Genomic DNA, 21,378 nt, shown 5'->3' with positions numbered 1-21,378 from the left:
ATTAAACACACTAATTGTCATCATTTTGTATTATAAAAATATTTTTAAATAAATATTTTGTAATTGAAAAATAGTTATTACCTTTGCACCACCAAAAAGAGAAACAGTTATTTAATTTTATCTCTTCAAGTAAATGATAATATTTCTGCTTTTGCAGATTTTAATATATAGCCTGAAAAGGCAAAAGATTTTTCATAGTTTAGTTTGAGGTTTAGGTTGATTATGCCTTTGGAGTGGTTCCCAAAGGCATTTCTTTTACACGGAGGTTTTTTCAGTTAAAGCCCATGGTTTTTTAAGTAATAAACATTTGAAAGCCGAGTTAATTCGCTGTTTTGCGTTAATTAAACCCGATTGAACGAAAATACTTTTTTTGTTCGCATTAGCCTTCATTTTGCATAACAGGTAAAAAAGATTGGAGGAAAAGCGGGACTGATGTTGCCAATGAAACCAAACAATCATTTCCAAAAAAAAATCCCAACCATTTCTGATTGGGATTTGAATATCTGCAATATGCTTCTAACTTTATTCTTTCAACTTTTAGCTTATTAGCTATCTTCCAAATGGCATTTTAGGCATATTTTTCATCATTGCGGCAGCAGCAGCAGGATTTGAGAATTGCTTCATCATTTTGCGCATATCTTCAAATTGCTTAATTAGTTTGGTTACCTCTTCTATTTTTCGGCCCGAACCTTTTGCAATACGTAAACGACGGCTTTGCTGAATACTATCTGGATTTTCCTTTTCAAATGGTGTCATCGATTGGATAATTGCTTCGATTGACTTAAATGCATCATCTTCGATATCTACATTTTTCATCATTTTGCCAACGCCAGGAATCATGCCCATCAAATCTTTCATATTACCCATCTTCTTAATTTGTTGAATCTGGTTATAGAAATCGTTGAAATCGAATTTATTTTTGCGAATTTTTTTCTGTAATTCTGCCGCTTCTTTCTCATCGAACTGCATCTGAGCACGTTCAACAAGCGAAACCACATCACCCATACCTAAAATACGCGATGCCATACGATCAGGATAAAACACATCAAGTGCTTCCATTTTCTCGCCTGTACCTATAAATTTAATCGGTTTGTTTACGACCGATTTAATTGAAAGTGCAGCACCACCACGTGTATCACCATCTAATTTGGTTAAAACAACACCAGTAAAGTCTAATCTGTCGTTAAATACTTTTGCAGTATTCACAGCATCCTGACCAGTCATTGAATCGACCACAAATAAAATTTCGTGCGGTTGTGTTTTGGCTTTAACTTCAGAAATTTCGTTCATTAAAGATTCGTCGATCGCTAAGCGACCAGCTGTATCGATAATAATTACGTTATTTCCGTTTTCTTTACCATGAGCAATACCTTCTAAAGCAATACCAACTGGATCTTTAGAATCGCGGTTTGCATAAACTGAAACACCAACTGAAGTTCCTAAAACCTCCAACTGATCTACAGCCGCAGGGCGGTACATATCACCAGCCACCAATAAAGGTTTTTTGCCTTTTCCTTTTAAGTGCAAAGCCAACTTACCTGCGAAGGTTGTTTTACCCGCACCGTTTAAGCCTGCAATTAAAATAATAGTCGGATTGGCTTTGGTTTCTAACTCAGTAACTTCACCACCCATTAAGGCAGCAAGCTCATCGTTCATTATTTTGGTAAGTAACTGACCAGGAGAAACCGCAGTTAATACGTTTTGTCCTAATGCTTTTTGCCTTACATCATCGGTAAATGCTTTGGCGGTTTTATAGTTAACATCGGCATCTAATAGTGCTTTACGAATCTCTTTCATGGTTTCTGCCACGTTGATTTCCGTAATACTGCCTTGTCCTTTTAATACTTTAAATGCTCTGTCTAGCTTGTCCTGTAAATTATCAAACATCTTTTTATAAGCTAAAAGCCTGTTGCCCTAAAGCAAAAGCTACTTGTTTTTAATAAAGGGCAAATGTATCAAATTTTGCTTGTAAATCTTTGCAAGTCAAAGCCAAAACTTACAATTATGTTAAACTAAATTTTCAGTTTGGTGCAACATTTCCAATAACAACTAGTCTTATGGTTAACTAAGCCATCCAAATGAAATTCTATCTACTCTTGTTGAGCCTGTTTTGTTACACCTATCTTCAGGCGCAAGACCCTGCAAAACAGAAACAACTATCTGCGGTGAGAACTGCTGCGACACCAAAAATTGATGGTATTTTAGACGATGCTTGTTGGGTAAATGTACCCATTGCAACCGATTTTTTCGAAATCAGACCAGTGCCTGGTCGGGTAGAGGGAAAGGATAAACGCACTGAAATGAAGGTGATTTATGATGATGTTGCCATTTACGTTTATGCAAGAATGTACGATAATAAGGATAGTGTTTCTCATGAATTAGTTTCTCGGGATAACATCGGTAATGCCGATTTCATATCAATTATTGTTGATCCTTTTTACGATAAAATGAATGGTAACGGTTTCTTTGTAACTGCTGCAGGTGTTCAGTTTGATGCAAAATATTCGCAGGTTGGTGATGAGGACCCAAATTGGAACGCAGTTTGGGAAAGTGCAGTTAAAATAGACGATTTAGGCTGGACATGCGAAATGAAAATTCCCTATTCAGCTTTGCGTTTTTCTGGTAAAGATGTTCAAAACTGGGGCTTAAACTTTAGCAGAAGAATCCAACGTTCAAATACACAAACTTTCTGGAACTTTGTAAATCCAACGGTTAACGGTTTTATTAACCAGGAAGGCCTTTGGATGGGCGTTAAGGATATTAAACCGCCCCTTCGTCTTTCATTTTCTCCTTACATTTCGGCTTATGTAAATCATTATCCAGCAAATATTCCAGGAGTGAAAAATACCACTTCGAGATTTAATGGTGGTATGGATGTAAAGTATGGTATAAACAACAGTTTTACCTTGGATATGACTCTGGTGCCCGACTTTGGTCAGGTACAATCTGATAACAGAATTTTGAATCTTACACCATTTGAAGTTAAGTTTAACGAAAATCGCCAGTTTTTTACCGAAGGAACAGAGCTTTTTAACAAAGGCGATTTATTTTACTCGAAACGAATCGGTTCTATTCCAGCATATTCAGATTATAGTCAAATAAACAGCGGCGATAAAATAATTAAGGATCAAACGGAGGCTAAGGTTTTAAATGCAACTAAAATTTCTGGGCGTACTGCAAAAGGTTTAGGAATTGGTATTTTTAATGCAATTACCAATAGTATGCAAACCGAGGTTGAAGATGCCAATGGAAACCTCCGTGAGGTTGAAACCCAACCCTTAACCAATTACAATATTTTAGTTTTCGATCAATCGTTAAAAAACAATAGCTCAGCAACATTTATTAATACCAACGTTTTAAGGCAAGGCAGTGCTTATGATGCAAACGTAAGCGCCTTACTTTTCAATTTAAACAATAAAGGCAATAAATATTTTGTTAACGGCGGAGGTAAAATGAGCTATTTACGTGGCAATGAAACCAGTACAGGCTACAGTTATACCTTACGATTAGGAAAGCAAAGTGGCAATTTTACCTGGAGTTATAATCAAGTTTATGCCGATGATAAATTTGATCCCTCGGATATGGGTTTTTTCACCAATAACAACTTTTTAGATCAGCGTATTGGTTTCGGCTACAACATTTACAAACCAAGTAAATGGTATAACGAGTGGCAAAATTGGTTTAATACTTCATATTCTCGAAGAGCAGCGCCTGGCGATTATCAAAGTTTCGGCTTAGAAGGAGGTTCTTACGTTCGATTTAAAAATTTATGGTCGGCAGAAATCGATTTAAATTATGATGCCAAAGCTAACGACTTTTACGAGGCCAGAAATGGTCAGATTTATAAGGCGCCAGAAAACTTTACAATTGGTTTATACATTAATCCAAATCGTGCAAAGGCTTACAATTTTGGGGGTAATGTTCGTTATCGCGAACAACAATTGTTTAAAGGAAAATCATATAATTTCTATCTATTTCAAAATTTCCGTTTAAACGATAAAATAGCTTTTGGTTTAGATTTAAATTTCAATCCAAATTACAATTATGTTAATTGGGTAACAGCGCAAGGCAATCAGGCTATATTCTCTAAATACGATCGAAGAACAGTTGAAAACTCTTTCGATGCAAAATATACTTTTACAAACTTAATGGGTTTAACTGTTGTGTTAAGACATTACTGGAGCGATAGACGAAATAAGGAATTTTATTTGCTTAAGCCCGACGGAAATTTAACCGATTACCAGGGCCCAGCACTGACTGGAACCGATAGAAACTACAATGTTTTCAATATCGATTTTGTTTACACCTGGCAATTCGCACCAGGTAGTACACTTTCCCTATCGTACAAAGATGCAGCCGAAACTTACGATACTTTTTATACCCAGCGCTACAACAAAAACCTAAGTGGAATTTTAGCTTCCCCACAAAATAATAGCCTTTCGGTTAAAGTGCTTTACTATGTAGATTATCTCGATTTAAAGAAAAAGCACAAAAAAATATAATATTTGAAAAGGAACGGAGGTGTAATTTTTGGCGGTTTTCAGCCCCGCTTTCATTACAATCTTTTTTGGGAAAATAGTAGTTTTTTAACGAAAGTCGGGCACCAAAAAAGTATTTCCACTCAATCGGGTTTATAAAAGAAGTAAGCTTATAAAGCATAAAACCATTAAAGGTTTATCTGGCTTTGCCAGGGCTTATGCCAAATTTTTTGCTAAAAGCATTGCTAAAATGTTGAACTGAAGAATAGCCCAATTCGTCTGAAATATTTTTAATATCCATTTCACCATTGGTTAAAAGTTCTTTAGCTTTCATCAGTTTGTAATCGCTTAAATAGCCGAAAACTGTATTTTGAAAGGTTTCTTTGAAGCCCTCTTTTAACTTAAACTCATTAATGCCAGCAACCTTTGCAAGTTGGGTTAATGATGGCGGGTTATTTACATGTGCTAATAAGTATTCTCTGGCATAGTGAATCCTTTCTTTATCATAAGCCGATTTCAATTTAGGGGCTGCTGTTTTCTTATCAGCCAATTCAAATGCCTGTGCCTGTAAAGCCAGTAATTCAACGCATTTCGATTGTAGAAACAATAATTTTAAACCGCCAGTAAAGTGGCAGTTCATAATATCGTTAATGCAACTGTGCATGGCTAAACTTATGGGTAAATCGGTTTGCGATATTTCTACAGATTTGTTATTCATAATCTTATCTGCAAACCTTCTAAGCAAAACGCTGCTGTCTTTGGTTAAGTCAATAAAGCGTTCTCGGTCAAAATGAACTTCAAAAAATTTCAATTTTTGATCTATTGGAAATTCTGCCGTACCATCAAAATCTGGTGTATAAATAATATTGTGGTGGTTAGGCTTAATTGCAATCCTTCTTTTGGTCAAAAAGTTCTCTATAATTCCACCGCCATAAATCGAAAAATGAAGCTCAACCAATTCATTTTCATCAAAAGATTTAATACGAAGCCGATTTTCACGAACCATTACATCGCCATACACAATAAAAATCCCCGAAAAACCAATCTGTACCAACTCAGCATCGCCAAAAGGGAAGCTGAATTTTTCCCTACGCTCGGTTACAAGCGGCTGGTTAATCATAAAGTTATCTATGCTGTGTCCAACAACGTATTCCTTGTTCGATTTATCGTAAACGCTTAAGGCCATAAAATCCTTTTAGTATAAATTTTTATCCTTTTCGTGTAAAACACAAAAAACATAAGACAACTACTTTTGGCTAAAGTTACTAAACAAAATAATACGATGCCGAAATTACCTTCTTGGTTCGCCAATACCATGGAAAAAATCATCAGTAATAAAATCTATGCTGTTGATGTAGTAGAAACAGAAATGCTTAGCGGCAATTTAAAGTGTGTTACATTTAAAGGCGATTTCCTTAATGCCGATTTCGTGCCAGGAAATGAAGTGCTAATCCGTATAAATTCTAACGAATACCGACATTATACTCTAGCCGATTTTGATATGGAAACAGAAACCTGCAAAATCATTTTCTTTTTAAATAGAAAAGGTATTGGCAGTAGTTGGGCTGTTAATATTCAAAAAGGAGATAGCTTAAAACTCATTGCAGATGCTGCTAAAATAAAATATGATTTTGATTCAAATCAACATTTTTTCTTTGGCGATGAAACCAGTTTAGGCTTGTATGAATGGTTTGGAGAAATTGCTCTAAAATCTAATCACGAGTATTTTGGTGTTTTAGAAATGAAAGCCGAAAACGATGCTGCTCTGAACAACATTAAACTTTTGATTGATACGGTTCCATCAGAACTTATTGCACCTGCAGAAAACGCAATAGAATGGATGGAAAATATGCACCCAAAATGTTGGGAAATGTGGAAGGATGCAAGCTTTTACCTAACTGGAAGGGGGAAATCTGTACAGCGATTTAAAAAATACCTTAAAGAAAGAGGTGTTAGCTACAAACAAATTCAAACAACCTGTTATTGGGAAAACGGACGAACAGGCGGTTAGCTTTTATCTTGGAAATACAAATGCAAAGCCTAACGCAAGGGTTTGACTGGCCTGAATTTTATTGGTACCTGTATCGGTATCGTATAATAAAACGCCAGTTAAACTTGTGTTCATAAATCTGTTTATTTTTGCTGTTAAGGCAACATCCAGCCTATGATCAATTCTTTTAAAAGCAATATCCTCGTAAGGAATAAACATGGCGTAGCGAGCTTTTAAATTTGTATTGGTGAAAATATCTTTATCAAACGCGGCCACTACCTGAAATGCAAGTTCGTTTCTGAATTGTTTACCAGGGCTTACACCGAAGTTTTTAGCATTTGTACGATATAATGCAGTATCTAAAACAAAAGTCTGTCTGGCGGTACCCGTACCAATTCTGGTTGAGAAATATTTGTTTGGTTTATACTCGAAACCGATAGATTCGGTTAAATAACCAGGCCCCATAAATTTAGAAATTAATGTAGCCGTTTCTGCGCCGTTAACGGTTGAATACGAATAACCATTATCGAACTGAGATTCGAAGTTTATTGAACCGAAGAAATACCAATTTTTAGATAATTGAAAGGAAGCTTTGTTATCCCAGAAAATACGGTCATTAGTTTTCTTTTGAAGCTGATCTTTGTTTTTAATCTTTCCATATTGAAGAATAACCTCGCTTACATAGCTATAGCTGTTTTTGCTATACTCAGCCTTCCAGTTTAATAAACCACCAACAGCAATTGAGTTTACACCACCACCTTTCCAGTTATCGCTAAATTGTGCTTGGTTAATGTTTATACCAATAGCAGTTTTGGTTTTCCAATAATTAACCTTTGCATTAACAACTGCAGGGCGAAGTTTTACAGGCTCAAAAGACAAAGGTAGTGTTCTGCTTGGCAGCGGACTACGTTTAAGCCTAATGTTCATGTCTTTGGTATTGATAGGAATTGTATCAATCTCCTGAGCATATAATTTCGCAGAACTGAGGCTTAAAATGATGATTATGGAGGCTAAAAAATTCTTCATTGGTTACAAAGAAAATGAAAATTAACTACAGATAAAAAAGTTTAACGAAATGATTTTAATTTGAGGTTCAGAATTTTGGATTCCTGAATGAGTAAATTGGCAAAATTAAAGCCCTAATTTTTAAACGCTAAGTGCCGCTTTTTCCTGGCGCAAGCCAACCGAACCAATTTCCATTTTTCAGGTAATTCAGGTCGTTTTCATGTTGATAGGCTTCTTGTTCAAAGCATATTTTTCGGTAAGCCAAATCGTGTTTTTTATATCTTAAAATGTTAATTAAGTAGTTAACCAAGTACAGAAAATAAAAAGGAAAAATCAGCAGTTCTAATTGTTGCCTTAAATGGATTTTCTCATGATTGAGAATTTGCTTATCCTTTTTATAACTTTCTTTTTTAAGTAAAATAAATGGGAAAATAGCCATCCCTTCGGCAGGCAAATTTTTAACTATTAATATTGGCGCTTTCACAGCTTATCAATGCTAAGTTGTGGCAGAGCAGGTAATCGCAAGGCTTGTGGGTTCATGCGATAACTTCTGTAAGCATTTCTGATAAAAAGATTGAAAGCATAATCATTTGCATCTAAAACAAACTGATAGGTTGGTCGATACTGTTGCATAAAATCTTTCAATTCAGGGTCTTTTATATTTAAAATTTGCTGCACAAGCCCAGCTGTAAAACGATAATCAATCATGTCTTCGCGATAATCTTTTTCCAGTATTTTTTGCAAATGCCTTGCGTTTTTGCCTTGTCTGCTCAATAAATTATAAATTGCATCTATACCTAAACCTACACCGCCATTACCTAAATTAATTAAGTCTTTACTGCTCCCTCTCTGCGTAGCATAACGATATTCTTTTATGGTTTTTTCGTATTGTTCTTGTGGCGATAATTTCTTTTCTCGAATTAAAACATCTCTTAAACGAATGCCTAAAGATTTTAACTGAAAATATGCTGCAGGCTGGCCCTTAAAAACAATGGTATCTACACCATAACCAGAAAGTGCCGCAACTAAAGTATCGCCAGGAATTGCAAATGTGCTGAATTCTCCTTTTGTTGTATTATACATGCCATCGCCGCTTCTGGTATTATAAATGTAAACCTTTGCTAATCGCTGTTTGGTTTCTTTATCAATAACAACGCCTTGCACAGGTTTCGTTTGCGCGTAAAGCATCGCCGATAGGCCAAAGAAATACATAAAAGCAATTAAAAATCTCATTAGATAACAAAACTACAATTTACTGGTCAGCAATAAATCTGATTAACATTATTTAACCTTCAATACTTGCCCAAGTTTAATGCCATCAGTAGTCATATTATTTAAAATTTTTAAATCATCAATGCTAATGTTAAATCGCTTAGCTATGTTATAAAGGGTATCGCCTTTAATAACGGTGTAAGTTCCGTCGGCTAAAATTGGTTTTGCGCCAACGGGAGGTGTATCAACTGGCGTAAACTTTGCTTTTTCTTTCGGGATATTCTCATTGATTTCACTAAAAACCCTATCCTCGCGGGCAATTTTTTGCTTTTCATTTTCAGATTGATCATATTGATAAAGCTGATACTTTTCGATTGTGTTAATTAGCAAATCGGGGTATTTAGGATTAGTCGCATAGCCAGCTTGTTTAAGTCCTTGAGCCCAGCTTTTATAATCATTTTTATCTAACTGAAATAAGTTGCTGTAACGTTTGCGCTTTAAAAACTCAGAGTGATCTTTAAACGACTCGCGAGCATCTTTATATACCCTAAAGCAATCATTTTTTTGATCATCATCTCTAAAATAATTTTTGCCTTTCCAATCTGAAGTACATTTAATACCAAAATGGTTATTTGCATATTTTGCCAAATCGCTGTTTCCACTTCCCGATTCTAAAATGCCTTGAGCCAAGGTAATACTTGCTGGGATTCCGAAAGCGTTCATTTCTTCAATAGCTACAGCTTTAAATTCATCAATATAACTTAAAGTATTGTAGCTTTTATAGGTATTGTTGTTGGCTTTATTTGCTGCTTTTTCTATTTGTTTATTGTTTTTAGAATATTTACGTGATCCGCAAGAGCTAAAAAAAGCAACAGCAAGCAATAAGTATAGGTATTTGAATTTCATTAGGTGTTAAGTATATTAATTAGGTTATAGTAGTGGTCGTAATAACAAGATTACAATTTAATCTTTTGTCCAGGTTTTAGATTTGCTTTTTTTAATCCGTTTTTTTGCATCAGCGTTTTAACGGTGGTGCCTTTTTTCTTTGCAATAATGCTTAAATTATCGCCAGATTTTACAGTGTAGCTTCTACCGCTTCTGGCTTTCGAACTTCTTTTACGATAAGTTGTTGTAACGTAAACGGGTTCTTCGTAACCTTCAGGTCGTTCGTCATAATTATACAATTCGTACTTTTTAACTAAAGCCACAACCTGGCTTGCCCAGCTTCTGCTATGTGCATAACCCGAACGTTGTATACCTCTTGCCCAGCCTTTATAGTCGTATTGATCATATTTCTCGAATAAGCTGTTAAAAGGCGAACGCGTTTCCATAATTTCTACGAAATGGCTATACGATTCTTCGTCGCTTTCGTAATCGCGATAGGCAGAACGAATTTCGGTATTATTGTTTGGGCCTTTTACCCCAAAATGATTATTAAGGTATTGTGCAATTTTACTGTTTCCTGCCGCCGATTCGTGAATGGCAACTGCTAAAATTAAACTTGCTGGAATTTTATGATCACGCATTAGTGTTTGCGCAAATTCTGCATGCTCTGTAATATATTCTTCTGTTTCTTGTGCTTTAGAGAGAGTTACACTTAAAAGTAAAATGCAAAAAGTAAATATATTTTTCATTTTTTTCTATTGAATCACGAGTATTCTATTTCTTTCGAATTACAAAAAGCCCATCGCGAACTGGAAGAATTAACTTGTCAACCCGTTCATCATCAGCTATTTTATCATTAAAACTAGTTATATTTTTGGTGTCTTTATCTTGCTTTTCTTGAAGTACTTTTCCACTCCATAGCACATTATCAACAATAATAATTCCGCCTGGGCGAACACGCTCAAAAATCAGGTCGTAATAAGTTCCGTTGTTTTTTTTATCAGCATCGATAAAAACAATGTCGAAAACCTCATCTAAGCTAGTTATGGTTTTTGCGGCATCGCCTAAAATGTATTTTATTTTATCGCGATATTCAGATTCACTAAAACTCTTGCGAACCATGTCTTCGAGTTCTTCATTAATATCTAAAGTGTAAATTAACCCATCAGCTGCTAAGCCTTCGGCTAAGCAGAGGGTAGCATAACCTGTAAATGTACCAATTTCTAAAATTCGTTTTGGCGAATTCATTTTGCTTAACATACTTAAAACGCGACCTTGATAATGGCCTGAAAGCATGCGAGGCATAAGTACTTTAAGGTTGGTTTGGCGATCTATATTTTGAAGTAATTCGCTCTCCGGCTCGCAGTATTTAATTAATAAATCTTGTAGGTCGTCGTTTATCAGGCTCATTTTGTTTGTTATAAACGGTTGGTTTCCATAAAATATTGTAAAATAATTGTGGCGGCTATGGTATCAACACGTTCCTTATTTTGTCGATCACTTTTTTTTAAACCGCTTTGCATAATGGCCTGATGCGCCATTTTAGAAGTAAAACGTTCGTCTACCCAATGTTGTGGAATGGTTGGGAAAGCTTTTTTAAGCGATGTAGAAAAACCTTTGGCATGCTGTTTTGAGTCAGAATCTGAACCATCCATTTGTTTTGGATCACCGATTACAAATGCTTCTACTTGCTCGGTGACAAGGTACTTTTTTATATACTCTATTGCATCTTTTGGGTGTACGGTGTCTAAACCTGTAGCAATAATTTGCAAAGGGTCGGTAACGGCAATGCCGATGCGTTTAGTACCATAATCGAAGGCAAGAATTCGGGCCATATAATTTGTTAACGCCCCAAAGGTAAGGTTTTTTGATAACTCGTCTTTTTAGCAAGGTATGAAATACAGGCTTTAAGTAAATTAAACCCTGTTGAAGCGGCATCCCCGATTTTTTCTATCGGGATATAGCGAAAATAGGGGCGGACTTATCAAAGTACTACTGAAGTTGATTTTCTAATTAAGGCCTCCAACTCTTCGCATTTCGTCGGTTGCACCTCCATTCGATCGTTTTGTAGCTTTTATTGGCTTGCCGAATCGATAGCTAAAGCTCAGCACAAAAAGCCTGCTATCTCTGGTTAGTTTAAAATATTCTTGTGCCTGAGGAAAATCGGTAAGTCCTTCCATTTTCTGGGTAAAGAAAATATCGCGGGCATTGAATTTTAAACTCCCTTTACCTTTAAGAATTGATTTTGATAATCCTGCCGAAATCTGTCCGTTAGGGTACAATAACTCTTGCAAATCGTTTCTTGCCTTTGTGAGGTAGAAACCAGAAACTTCCCCACTAAATGTTTTAGTAATGCTAAATTGGTTGCTTAGGCTAAGCTGAAATTGATTAATATAAGATTGGTAATTAATGTTTTGATAACCATTGAATTTCTTATAATTAAAATTTCCCTGGCCGTTAAATAACCACCATTTGGCTGGGAAAAATTGTAACGAAACCGATAACCCTAAGTTGGTCATTTTACCAACATTGCCATCTGTGTAAATTAAAACATCTGATCCTTCGGAAAGGAAAATTTGGGAAAAGTAATTGTCGACAATGCTGTAAGAAAGCGAAGTTGTTAAGACTTGCTTAAAACGATGACTAAGTTCTAAATTCCAGCTGTATTGAGGTAGTATATATGGATTGCCTCTTTGTATTGTGTACTTATTTACGATAAAGGTGAAAGGGTTAAGTTTTTGGTATGCCGGGCGGTCGATTCTGCGACTTGCAGTTATGGTAAATATGTTTAGCGAATCAGCCTGATAACTCAAATAGCCAGATGGGAAAAGATTTCCATAGCTTCTGGAGAAGGTAGAATCTGGTTTTACTGCATTTCCAAGTTGATTTGCATCGTAATTAGTATGCTCGTACCGTAGTCCCAGCTGCGCATTTATTCTGCCCATTTTTTTCTGGTAAGTGCTATAAATCGCATTAACGTTTTCTTTGTACTTAAAATGATTGCTGCGGTTTAAATCTGGATAACGCATATTACCATTAAGGTTGGTGTAACCCGCACTATTATCCGTATTTATAGAAGAAGCTTTTATTCCTGATTCTAATTGTGCATTATCATTAAAATGAATAATATGATCGGCTTTGACAGCATATATTTTTATTGTAGATGGAACTTCGATATTTGTGCCTTGCGTATAACCTTTGAAAGTTAGAAGTTTGTTTGTAAACTCCTGGTTATTGTTCAAGCTATAACTAAGCATATCCAAATCAACTGATAAATCCTGTTGGTCACCAATGGATTGTTTTAGATTAAGGTTAATAGCACCATTTCTAAATTCATATTGGGTATTGCTATTTGTAGAAATAGCCGAGTCTATACTTCCAGATTCTTTTTTCCAAGTTGCAAGCGCATTACTTTCGCCATCTTTTTTTATCAATGTCCCGCTTAGGGCAATGCCTATCGTTGTATTTTTAGACGCGTAAAAATCTAATCCAGTTTTTAGAAATTTATAATGGGTAAGACTGGAAATGGCTGTAGTTTGGTCTAACGCCTCCGTTGCCTGATTATTGCCAAAATAGTTCCGGTAAGCTTTAATATCCACAAAATTGTTGTTTGTATTATAACTTGCCGTTGCAAAGGCATTTATTTTACGCGTTTTATAATTTAGTAGCAGGCTGTTATTATTTTTATAATCGCGGCTCCAGCCAGCAATTGTGGTAATTGTTCCGTTAAAGCCATCCTGGTTATTTTTTTTGGTTTTAATATTAATTATGCCTCCGTTTCCACTGGCATCGTACTTTGCCGAAGGGTTGGTAATTAATTCTATTTGATTTACCTGAGCAGAATTCATGCTTGCAAGCAAATTTGTTAAATCTACTCCCGATAAATATGTAGGCTTCTCATCAATCATAACTAATACGGTTGATTTGCCTTGTAAACTAATGGCACCTTCTTTATTTACCATTACACCTGGCGATTTTTCCAAAAGCTCTAAAACCGTTGTTCCCGTGTTGGTAATGTCTGCATCAATATTTACAACAATTTTACCTTGGATATATTGAACACCAGGCTTATTACCTTCAATAGTTACCTCTTTAAGTAACTGGCTGGTGGGTAATATTCTAAGCGTTAAACTATTTAATACGAATGGAGATTTAATAATATCGGTTTTATAAGTTTCATAACCTACAGCTTTTGCATAAAAAAAATAAGTTCCTGGTGCGGGTTGGGTAAAAATTGCAATACCTTTATTATCTGTTTTAACAGTTTGGATGGAGCTGGAATTTTTGGCCAAAAAAAGTTGCACAGTAACATACTGAAAAGGGACATTCTTTTCATTTAAAACGATTATTTTAATCGTTTTATTTTTTTTCTGGCTAAAGCTTGATATTGTTGAGAGCAATAAAAAAAGCAATAACAAAGACCTTAAAAAGTTCATTTGTAATGGCAAAAGTTAGTTTGAGATATTAATTGAGACTCAAATATAGTGAAAACAAGATAATTACACAGTTATAGGTTTTGGGTATTGTCACCCTTGGGTAATAAACTTAATACATAGTTAAAGCTGTTGAAGTTTGGTCAAAGTCAAAATCTTAACCAGAATAACCGACATCTCATATCTATTTCTTATTTTGCACCAAATGCAGTTTAAAGAAATCATTGGTCAGGAAAGAATTAAGCAACAGTTGGTCGGAACGGTAAAAGAAAACCGTATCAGCCATGCTCAGCTTTTTTTATCGCCTGCGGGTTCTGGAGCTTTGCCTTTGGCTATAGCTTATGCACAATATATAAACTGCTTGGATAAAAAAGAAACGGATAGCTGTGGCGAATGTTCAAGCTGTCGGAAATATGAAAGATTAATTCATCCCGATTTACATTTTTCATATCCTTTTTTTGCTTCTGCAAGTATAAAAAGAGCTGTTGATGTTTTGGATGACTGGAGAGATATGTTGCTTCAAGATTGTTATTTCGATATGGACATTTGGCGATCTAAGCTAGATGCAGCAAATAAACAAGCAAATATTCCAATTGGCGAGTGTCATGATATTATTAAAAAACTTAGTTATAAAGCTTTTGAAGCCCAAACCAAGGTATTAATAATGTGGCTACCAGAATATCTGGATAAGGCTGGTAATGCTTTATTAAAATTGATTGAAGAACCACCTGCAAATACTTTATTTATTTTAATTGCACAAAGTCAGGATCAGATTTTAACAACCATTTTGTCGCGTACACAGATTGTTAAAATCCCAAAACTATCTGGAGAAGAGGTTTCTGCCTACTTGCTCGAAAATAGTGGCTTAACCGAACATCAATCTATAGATTACTCTTTTTTAGCTGATGGAAATCTAATCGAGGCAAAAGCGTTGGCGGCGGATTCTCAAAACGATAGTTCGGGCACCTTTACCAGCTGGTTGCGAATGGGTTTTGGAAATAAAGTGCCCGATTTAATTGACTTTACAGATAATGCTGCAAAGTGGGGGAGAGAGAACCAGAAGAATTTTTTAAAGTACGGCGTAAATTATTTACGCGAATGCTGCTTAATTATTAGCGGTGCCGAAGAGCTGGTAAAATTGCCACCTTTAACCATGGAAACAGCTAAAAAGTTAAGCGCACATGTACTTACCTTGCCTATGGCCGAGGCAATTATCGGTGAGTTGGAAAAGGCTCATTACCACATTGAAAGAAATGCAAACCCAAAAATTCTGTTTTTAGATGTATCTTTACAATTGGTAAAAATTATCAAGTTTAAAACGCTCCCTGCGGGGACTCAATATATATACAATTAATATGGGATGTGGAAGTTGTTCAACAGGTGGTGGTTGCACCCCTAATGGATGCAAGAGTAATGGCTCATGTGGCACTGGCGGTTGCCAAACAATGGAAGTTCACGATTGGCTATCCAACTTGGATATGCCCTCTAATTATAAACCTTTTCAGGTTACAGAAATAAAATTTAAAGGCTCGCGAAAGGAGTTTTTTCTAAACAACGATAACATTTACCTTGAAATAGGCGAGTTGGTTGCCGTTGAAGGCCCAACTGGTGGTTTCGATGTTGGACACGTTTCCCTAACAGGGGAATTAGTTCGCGTTCAAATGAAACGCCGCAAAACGCCATTGGATCAGGTTGTTAAAAAAATATATCGCAAGGCTACAGAAGCTGATGTAGAAAAATGGAATGCTGCGAAAGAGATGGAATGGGAAACCATGCATAAGGCTCGTAAGCTGGCATTAGATTTACGTTTGTCGATGAAAATTAGTGATGTGGATTACCAGGCTGATAAAACGAAAGCAACATTTTTTTATACTGCCGATGGCCGTGTAGACTTTCGCGAACTGATTAAAAAAATGGCCGAAAATTTCCGTATTCGTATAGAAATGCGCCAGATAGGTATGCGCCAGGAAGCTGGCCGCTTAGGTGGAATTGGGTCTTGCGGTCGCGAATTGTGCTGCTCAACCTGGTTAACAAACTTTAAAACGGTATCTACCGCTGCGGCTCGTTATCAGAATCTTTCATTAAATACACTAAAGCTTGCGGGACAGTGTGGTAAGCTAAAGTGCTGTTTAAATTATGAATTGGATACTTATTTGGATGCTTTAAAAGATATTCCAGATAGAATTGAAAATTTAGATACTGAAGCAGGTTATGCCCGCCATCAAAAAACAGATATCTTCAAAAAAATTATGTGGTTTAGTTACCAGGGCGACGAAAACTGGATTCCAGTTGCAGCGGCTCGTGTAAAAGAAATCATGGTAATGAATAAGGCAGGTAAAAAAGCACCTAATTTAAAAGAAGAAGCCGTTCAAATTGCTGCACCTGTAGTGGTAGAAAAATCCTTCGATTATGAGAATGTTGTCGGTCAGGATAGCTTAACTCGTTTAGATGAGCGTTCGAAAAACAAAAACAATAATCAGAACCGTAACAATAGCCAGAAAAATAGTCGCAATAATAACCAAAATAGAAGAGAACGGGTTCCAGCGGCTGATAAGTCAGCTCAGCCTAAGCCTCAACAAAATCCAAATCAACAAAAACAACAGCAAAACGGTCCAAAGACTCAGCAAAAAGTACAACAACAAGGACCAAGGCCACAAAATGGTCCGAAAGCTCAGCAAGCGCAAGCAGGCAAACCTGTTGCTAAATTAGAAAGTAAACCAGAAGCTGAAGGAGCACAGGCGAGCGAACCGAGCAAGAACAGAAGTAGAAATAACCGTAGAAAAAATAATAACCGCCGAAACACTAACAATGGCTCAGAAAATAAACCAGCTACTGAATAAAAGGCAAGTCATTTTACTTTCTTTTATGTGTTTTGCTTCACTTTTTGTGGGTTGTACCTCGAGTGTTGTTGATAGTAATTTCGAAATTCCAGAAAGAAAATGGACTTACCGTAATCACATAAAAACATCCTTTGTAATTAAAGATGCTTCTAAAGCGTATAATCTTTGTTTTAAATTAAGACATACAGCGGATTATCATTATGCTAATATTTTTGTTTTGGTTCATTTTAAGGATGAAAAAAATAAAATAACCAGACGATATCAATATAGATTAGCCAAAAATGACGGTGAATGGCTTGGAAGTGGCTCGGGAAATGTTTTTGCCTATAAACTTCCCTTACTTACAAACTATCATTTCACGCATGCAGGCAATTACGAGATAGAAATTGAGCAGAATATGCGAGATAACCCACTTGTAGAAGTAAGTGATGCTGGTGTGTTAGTTGAGGAGGTACAATAACTTTCTGACTACAGATATTGTAGTAAACTTTCAAGTTTCATACCTCTCGATCCCTTTAGCAATACCAAAGCATCGGTAATTTTATTAGCCATTAGGTACTGGGCTGTTTCATCTGGGGTTTGAAAGAAAATTCCTTTTTCTGAATTTTTAAAAGCATAGAAGTATTTCCCGATGAAAATAATTTCATCCAAATTACTTACAAAAGCTTGTTCGGCTATGCGTTTGTGCTGGTTTTCAGATTCAGGGCCAAGTTCAAACATATCTCCTAAAATTGCAATCCTTTTATTTGCCGAAAGCTTTGAAATATTATTTAAAGCCGCATTCATGCTGCTTGGGTTAGCGTTATAAAAATCGCATATAACGGTGTTGTTCTCCGTTTTTGTTAATTGCGATCGATTATTTTTTGGTTGATAATTTGACAAGCCATTATTAATTTCTTCAGGGCGCATATCAAAGAAATCGCCAATGCATATTGCCGCTAAAATATTTTCGAAATTATAACTGCCAGTTAAATTGGTTTTAACAGAGGTAGAAACCTCGTGATTTGTCCAGTCAACTTCTATAAATGGATCACTACTTTTTAAACTCCCTTTAATGGTGTTACCATTTTCGGTACCGTAATAAATTAGTTTTGTTAAACCAGCAGCGACACTCATCTCTAATAAAAAATCATTATCTCGGTTAATGAAAGTATAGCCGTTGGTGCCTTTGAGGTAAGTGTAAAGTTCTGCTTTCCCCTTTTTTACACCTTCAAACCCACCAAATCCATCCAAATGTGCCATACCAACGTTGGTAATGATTCCATGTGTCGGTTGTGCGATAGTGCAAAGTAATTCAATCTCTTTTTGATGATTGGCGCCCATTTCTATTACAGCAATCTGAACATCCTCGGTAATAGATAAAATGGATAACGGAACGCCGATATGATTATTCAGGTTACCAAATGTGGCGAATGTTTTATATCGTTCTGATAAAACGGCGTTCACCAATTCTTTGCTGGTGGTTTTACCATTACTGCCTGTTAAGCCAATAACGGGTATGTTTAATTGTTTGCGATGATGGCGTGCTAAATCCTGTAAGGCCAGCAATACATCATTCACCAATAGGCATTTGCTGTTAATTTCAAATTTTACTTCATCAATTACTACAAAGGCAGCTCCTTTTTCAATTGCTTGTTCAGCAAATTCATTAGCATTAAAATTATCGCCTTTTAAAGCAAAAAAGATACAGCCTTCAGTAATATTCCGGGTATCGGTAGAAATTACTGGGTTTTTTAAATATTGCTTATATAATTCTGCGGTCGTAATCATGCTAATTGAAAAATTTTTGTGGTAAAATTAAGCTTTCGCAACAACAAAAAACAAAATTAGTACATTAGATAAAATTATTAATTATGAAGAAACTCTTTACCATCTGCTTATTGGCGCTGTCTTCTATTTTATTTGTGCAAGCTCAAGTTAAATCTCCTGATGAGTTTTTAGGGTACGAGCTTGGAGCACATTTCACGCCGCATCATAAAGTTGCCGAATATTTCAAACAAGCAGCGGCTGCTTCACCAAAAAATATTAAACTTATTGAGTATGGTAAAACAAATGAGGGGCGACCTTTACTTGCTGCTGTAATCTCATCGCCAGAAAACATTAATAAGATCGAGCAAATCAGAGCGAATAATCTTTCGTTGGCAACAGGAAAATCGAACGGAGTTGATTTAGCCAACCAGCCTGCAATTGTTTGGCTGAGCTATAATGTGCATGGCAATGAAGCCAATTCTACAGAAACGGCAATGAAAATGCTTTATACTTTATCGTCTGGCACAGATACAAGAGCTAATGAGTGGTTAAAAAATACAGTAGTTGTTATCGATCCATGCTTAAATCCCGATGGTAGAGATCGGTATGTGAATTATTTTAATAGTGTTGTCGGAGAAAAGCCCAATTCGGATCCATCTTCGAGAGAGCATATCGAACCTTGGCCAGGAGGAAGACCAAACCATTATTATTTTGATTTAAACAGGGACTGGGCTTGGCAAACGCAATTGGAAAGTAAACAGCGTTTGGCTTTATACAACCAGTGGATGCCACAAGTTCATGTTGATTTTCATGAGCAGAGTTACAATCAGCCTTATTATTTTGCGCCGGCTGCGGAACCTGTACACCAGGATATTACACCTTGGCAAAAAAGTTTTCAGGTTGTGGTAGGGAAAAATAATGCTAAATATTTTGATGAACAAGGTTGGCAGTATTTCACAAAAGAACGCTTCGATCTTCTATATCCATCTTATGGCGATACTTACCCACTATACAACGGTTCGATAGGAATGACTTACGAGCAGGGGGGGATTAGGGCAGGTTTATCTGTGGTTACCAATGATGGCGATACCTTAACATTAAAAGATCGTATTGCACATCATTTTACAACAGGAATGTCAACGGTCGAAGTTACTTCTCAAAATCGTGGCAAATTGTTGGATGAGTATAAAAAATATTTTCAACAGGCATTAACCACTTCCCCAGGTATTTATAAAAGCTTTATCATAAAACCAGATAATATATCGAGATTGAAAAAACTCGCCGAATTATTGACTAAAAACAAAATAGAGTTTGCTTATGGCGGCGAGAAAAGTGGTAGAGGTTATGATTATGATACGCAAAAGGAAGAGAGTTTTACTGTAGGCAGGAATGATTTAATTGTTAATGTATTGCAATCCAGAGGTGTTCTGGCAAACGTGTTATTAGAACCGCAAACTTTTGTAACAGATTCTAACACTTATGATATTACCGCTTGGGCGTTGCCTTACGTTTATGGTTTAAAAGCCTACGCATCTAAAGAGAGTATAAAAGGTAAGTTCGCTTCAATTGATGAAAGTAAAGCAACATCTTCCAATGTTGATAAACCTTTAGCTTGGTTATTCGGTTGGGGTAATAGTGAAGATTTGCAGCTATTGGTTGCTTTACAAAAGGAAAACATAAAAGTTCGCCAGGCAGATCAACCTTTTTCGGTAAATGGTAAAGACTATCCTGCAGGAACGCTTATTGTTTTACGCGTTGAAAATGAAAAATCGGTTAAAGACCTCAAGAATAAAATTATTCAGGCCTCTGCTAGACTCGAAAAACCGATACAAGCGGTAACTAGTGGATTTGTAGAGAAAGGCAAAGATTTTGGTTCTAATGTATATCCGATATTAAAACAGCCAAAGGTTGCTATAGTATCTGGAAATGAAGTATCATCATTGGCTTTCGGAGAGGTTTGGTATTATTTAGAACACGATTTAGGATTATCGCCGAGTATTTTAAATGCCCGCGATATTAATAACCTGGATATTAGTAAAGTAAATACATTAATTCTGCCTGATGGCAATTATAGCAGTTTTATTGATGACGGATTAAAAGGCTGGATTAGTAGAGGTGGCAAACTAATTTTAATGGAAGATGCTATAGAAAGTGTTTTAGAGAAAAAAGGCTTCGACATCAAAAAGAAAGAAGTAGCTGTAAAAAAGGATGAAAAACCTGAAGCCAGTAAATTGCTTTTTAAAGATAAGGATAGAGATGATTATGAAAATACCATTCCAGGCGCCATATATAGGATCAACCTGGATGCTTCTCATCCCTTCTCATACGGCATTGGCAAATCATATTACACACTTAAAACAGACCGCAGAATATATGAGCAATTAGTTAAGGGATGGAATGTAGGGCAATTTGGAGATAAAAGCTTAATGGCTGGAATTGTAGGTAAAAAAGTAAGAGAAGAACTAAAAAAAGGCTTAGTTATTGGTGTTCAAGATTCGGGCAGAGGGAATATTGTGTATTTGGCAAACGACCCATTATTTAGAAATTTCTGGGAAAATGGTAAAACCTTGTTCGGAAATGTAATATTTTGTAGCTATTGATTTAACTGATAATCATTTTATTAAACGGTGGTATAAATTATTTTATACCACCGTTTTCATAACTCTATCTTTTTTTATTTGACATTTAATGTATATTTAATTCCGATTCATCCTTAATTGTTTCAAATACCTAACTATAGTAGTTTTGCAATTAAGCTTAAAATGAGATAAGAAAAAATAATAGAC

The 21,378-nt window shown here is 35.9% G+C and carries 17 protein-coding genes; 6 read left to right on the top strand and 11 right to left on the bottom strand.

Translation table 11 applies throughout. The annotated features are described in order from the left end of the window. Positions 1–549: 549 nt before the first annotated feature. Entirely contained in the window at positions 550–1,887 is a 1,338-nt protein-coding gene (gene ffh, locus ABD692_RS14870) for a signal recognition particle protein (RefSeq protein ID WP_344768231.1), read from the bottom strand. Positions 1,888–2,078: 191 nt separating this feature from the next. Between ffh and ABD692_RS14865 the strand changes: the two genes are divergently transcribed. After that, the gene (locus tag ABD692_RS14865) at positions 2,079–4,502 is read left to right on the top strand and encodes a DUF5916 domain-containing protein (RefSeq protein ID WP_344768229.1); all 2,424 of its coding nucleotides are present in this window, start codon (positions 2,079–2,081) and stop codon (positions 4,500–4,502) included. A gap of 172 nt (positions 4,503–4,674) precedes the next feature. Here the strand turns inward: ABD692_RS14865 and ABD692_RS14860 are convergent, their stop codons facing one another. Beyond that, positions 4,675–5,664: a helix-turn-helix transcriptional regulator gene (locus tag ABD692_RS14860; RefSeq protein WP_344768227.1), complete on the bottom strand. Its 990-nt coding sequence runs from the start codon at positions 5,662–5,664 to the stop codon at positions 4,675–4,677. 129 nt (positions 5,665–5,793) lie between these two features. Here ABD692_RS14860 and ABD692_RS14855 point away from each other — a divergent pair, with 129 nt between their 5' ends. Next, positions 5,794–6,489, top strand: a complete 696-nt coding sequence (locus ABD692_RS14855) for a siderophore-interacting protein (protein WP_344768225.1) — start codon at positions 5,794–5,796, stop codon at positions 6,487–6,489. Positions 6,490–6,492: 3 nt separating this feature from the next. Here ABD692_RS14855 and ABD692_RS14850 read toward each other — a convergent pair whose 3' ends face one another. The 8 genes from ABD692_RS14850 to ABD692_RS14815 all read right to left on the bottom strand — a co-directional run bounded on the left by ABD692_RS14850 (position 6,493) and on the right by ABD692_RS14815 (position 13,862). Further along, positions 6,493–7,494, bottom strand: coding sequence for a DUF3078 domain-containing protein (locus tag ABD692_RS14850; protein WP_316754980.1), 1,002 nt, complete (start codon positions 7,492–7,494; stop codon positions 6,493–6,495). A gap of 127 nt (positions 7,495–7,621) precedes the next feature. Then, positions 7,622–7,957, bottom strand: a complete 336-nt coding sequence (locus ABD692_RS14845) for a hypothetical protein (RefSeq protein ID WP_344768223.1) — start codon at positions 7,955–7,957, stop codon at positions 7,622–7,624. Beyond that, positions 7,954–8,706: a hypothetical protein gene (locus ABD692_RS14840; protein ID WP_344768221.1), complete on the bottom strand. Its 753-nt coding sequence runs from the start codon at positions 8,704–8,706 to the stop codon at positions 7,954–7,956. Before ABD692_RS14840 ends, ABD692_RS14845 begins: the two co-directional genes overlap by 4 nt. Before the next feature lie 48 nt (positions 8,707–8,754). After that, on the bottom strand, positions 8,755–9,591 hold the full coding sequence (locus ABD692_RS14835; RefSeq protein ID WP_316754986.1) for a glucosaminidase domain-containing protein: 837 nt from the start codon (positions 9,589–9,591) through the stop codon (positions 8,755–8,757). A gap of 50 nt (positions 9,592–9,641) precedes the next feature. Then, the gene (locus ABD692_RS14830; protein WP_344768219.1) at positions 9,642–10,319 is read right to left on the bottom strand and encodes a glucosaminidase domain and LysM peptidoglycan-binding domain-containing protein; all 678 of its coding nucleotides are present in this window, start codon (positions 10,317–10,319) and stop codon (positions 9,642–9,644) included. 25 nt (positions 10,320–10,344) lie between these two features. After that, positions 10,345–10,980, bottom strand: coding sequence for an O-methyltransferase (locus ABD692_RS14825; RefSeq protein ID WP_344768217.1), 636 nt, complete (start codon positions 10,978–10,980; stop codon positions 10,345–10,347). An 8-nt stretch (positions 10,981–10,988) separates the two neighbouring features. Continuing rightward, positions 10,989–11,405 carry a Holliday junction resolvase RuvX gene (gene ruvX / locus ABD692_RS14820; RefSeq protein WP_316754992.1) on the bottom strand — a complete coding sequence of 139 codons (417 nt, stop codon included), beginning with the start codon at positions 11,403–11,405 and terminating at the stop codon, positions 10,989–10,991. Positions 11,406–11,579: 174 nt separating this feature from the next. Continuing rightward, entirely contained in the window at positions 11,580–13,862 is a 2,283-nt protein-coding gene (locus tag ABD692_RS14815; protein ID WP_344768214.1) for an outer membrane beta-barrel protein, read from the bottom strand. A gap of 346 nt (positions 13,863–14,208) precedes the next feature. Between ABD692_RS14815 and ABD692_RS14810 the strand changes: the two genes are divergently transcribed. Genes ABD692_RS14810 through ABD692_RS14800 form a run of 3 tightly spaced genes read left to right on the top strand, consistent with a single transcriptional unit; the run spans position 14,209 to position 17,303 of the window. Next, complete coding sequence (locus ABD692_RS14810) at positions 14,209–15,357, top strand: DNA polymerase III subunit (protein WP_344768212.1); 1,149 nt, start codon at positions 14,209–14,211, stop codon at positions 15,355–15,357. A gap of 1 nt (position 15,358) precedes the next feature. Then, positions 15,359–16,843, top strand: coding sequence for a PSP1 domain-containing protein (locus tag ABD692_RS14805; RefSeq protein WP_344768210.1), 1,485 nt, complete (start codon positions 15,359–15,361; stop codon positions 16,841–16,843). Then, the gene (locus ABD692_RS14800; RefSeq protein ID WP_344768208.1) at positions 16,812–17,303 is read left to right on the top strand and encodes a gliding motility lipoprotein GldH; all 492 of its coding nucleotides are present in this window, start codon (positions 16,812–16,814) and stop codon (positions 17,301–17,303) included. The genes ABD692_RS14805 and ABD692_RS14800 overlap by 32 nt, the downstream gene beginning before the upstream one ends. A gap of 8 nt (positions 17,304–17,311) precedes the next feature. On the opposite strand, the gene ABD692_RS14795 is transcribed toward ABD692_RS14800, so the two are convergent. Next, positions 17,312–18,613, bottom strand: a complete 1,302-nt coding sequence (locus ABD692_RS14795) for a UDP-N-acetylmuramoyl-tripeptide--D-alanyl-D-alanine ligase (protein WP_344768206.1) — start codon at positions 18,611–18,613, stop codon at positions 17,312–17,314. An 83-nt stretch (positions 18,614–18,696) separates the two neighbouring features. Here ABD692_RS14795 and ABD692_RS14790 point away from each other — a divergent pair, with 83 nt between their 5' ends. Continuing rightward, positions 18,697–21,192 (top strand): M14 family metallopeptidase, encoded by a 2,496-nt coding sequence (locus ABD692_RS14790; protein WP_344768204.1) that lies wholly within the window; start codon positions 18,697–18,699, stop codon positions 21,190–21,192. The last annotated feature ends 186 nt before the right edge of the window (positions 21,193–21,378 follow it).

Source organism: Pedobacter ginsengiterrae (assembly GCF_039537385.1).
Classification (GTDB): Bacteria; Bacteroidota; Bacteroidia; order Sphingobacteriales; family Sphingobacteriaceae; genus Pedobacter; species Pedobacter ginsengiterrae.
The sequence above is the reverse complement of the archived record's forward strand: the minus strand, read 5'-3'. Positions and strand labels throughout refer to the sequence as shown.

Bases quoted from the DNA above. Each gene is read 5' to 3' on its own strand.
- ruvX (WP_316754992.1), bottom strand. From the start codon at position 11,405: ATGGCCCGAATTCTTGCCTTCGATTATGGTACTAAACGCATCGGCATT.
- ABD692_RS14830 (WP_344768219.1), bottom strand. From the start codon at position 10,319: ATGAAAAATATATTTACTTTTTGCATTTTACTTTTAAGTGTAACTCTC.
- ABD692_RS14855 (WP_344768225.1), top strand. From the start codon at position 5,794: ATGGAAAAAATCATCAGTAATAAAATCTATGCTGTTGATGTAGTAGAA.
- ABD692_RS14865 (WP_344768229.1), top strand. From the start codon at position 2,079: ATGAAATTCTATCTACTCTTGTTGAGCCTGTTTTGTTACACCTATCTT.
- ABD692_RS14840 (WP_344768221.1), bottom strand. From the start codon at position 8,706: ATGAGATTTTTAATTGCTTTTATGTATTTCTTTGGCCTATCGGCGATG.
- ABD692_RS14805 (WP_344768210.1), top strand. From the start codon at position 15,359: ATGGGATGTGGAAGTTGTTCAACAGGTGGTGGTTGCACCCCTAATGGA.
- ABD692_RS14790 (WP_344768204.1), top strand. From the start codon at position 18,697: ATGAAGAAACTCTTTACCATCTGCTTATTGGCGCTGTCTTCTATTTTA.
- ABD692_RS14835 (WP_316754986.1), bottom strand. From the start codon at position 9,591: ATGAAATTCAAATACCTATACTTATTGCTTGCTGTTGCTTTTTTTAGC.
- ABD692_RS14860 (WP_344768227.1), bottom strand. From the start codon at position 5,664: ATGGCCTTAAGCGTTTACGATAAATCGAACAAGGAATACGTTGTTGGA.
- ABD692_RS14800 (WP_344768208.1), top strand. From the start codon at position 16,812: ATGGCTCAGAAAATAAACCAGCTACTGAATAAAAGGCAAGTCATTTTA.
- ABD692_RS14810 (WP_344768212.1), top strand. From the start codon at position 14,209: ATGCAGTTTAAAGAAATCATTGGTCAGGAAAGAATTAAGCAACAGTTG.
- ABD692_RS14850 (WP_316754980.1), bottom strand. From the start codon at position 7,494: ATGAAGAATTTTTTAGCCTCCATAATCATCATTTTAAGCCTCAGTTCT.
- ffh (WP_344768231.1), bottom strand. From the start codon at position 1,887: ATGTTTGATAATTTACAGGACAAGCTAGACAGAGCATTTAAAGTATTA.
- ABD692_RS14825 (WP_344768217.1), bottom strand. From the start codon at position 10,980: ATGAGCCTGATAAACGACGACCTACAAGATTTATTAATTAAATACTGC.
- ABD692_RS14795 (WP_344768206.1), bottom strand. From the start codon at position 18,613: ATGATTACGACCGCAGAATTATATAAGCAATATTTAAAAAACCCAGTA.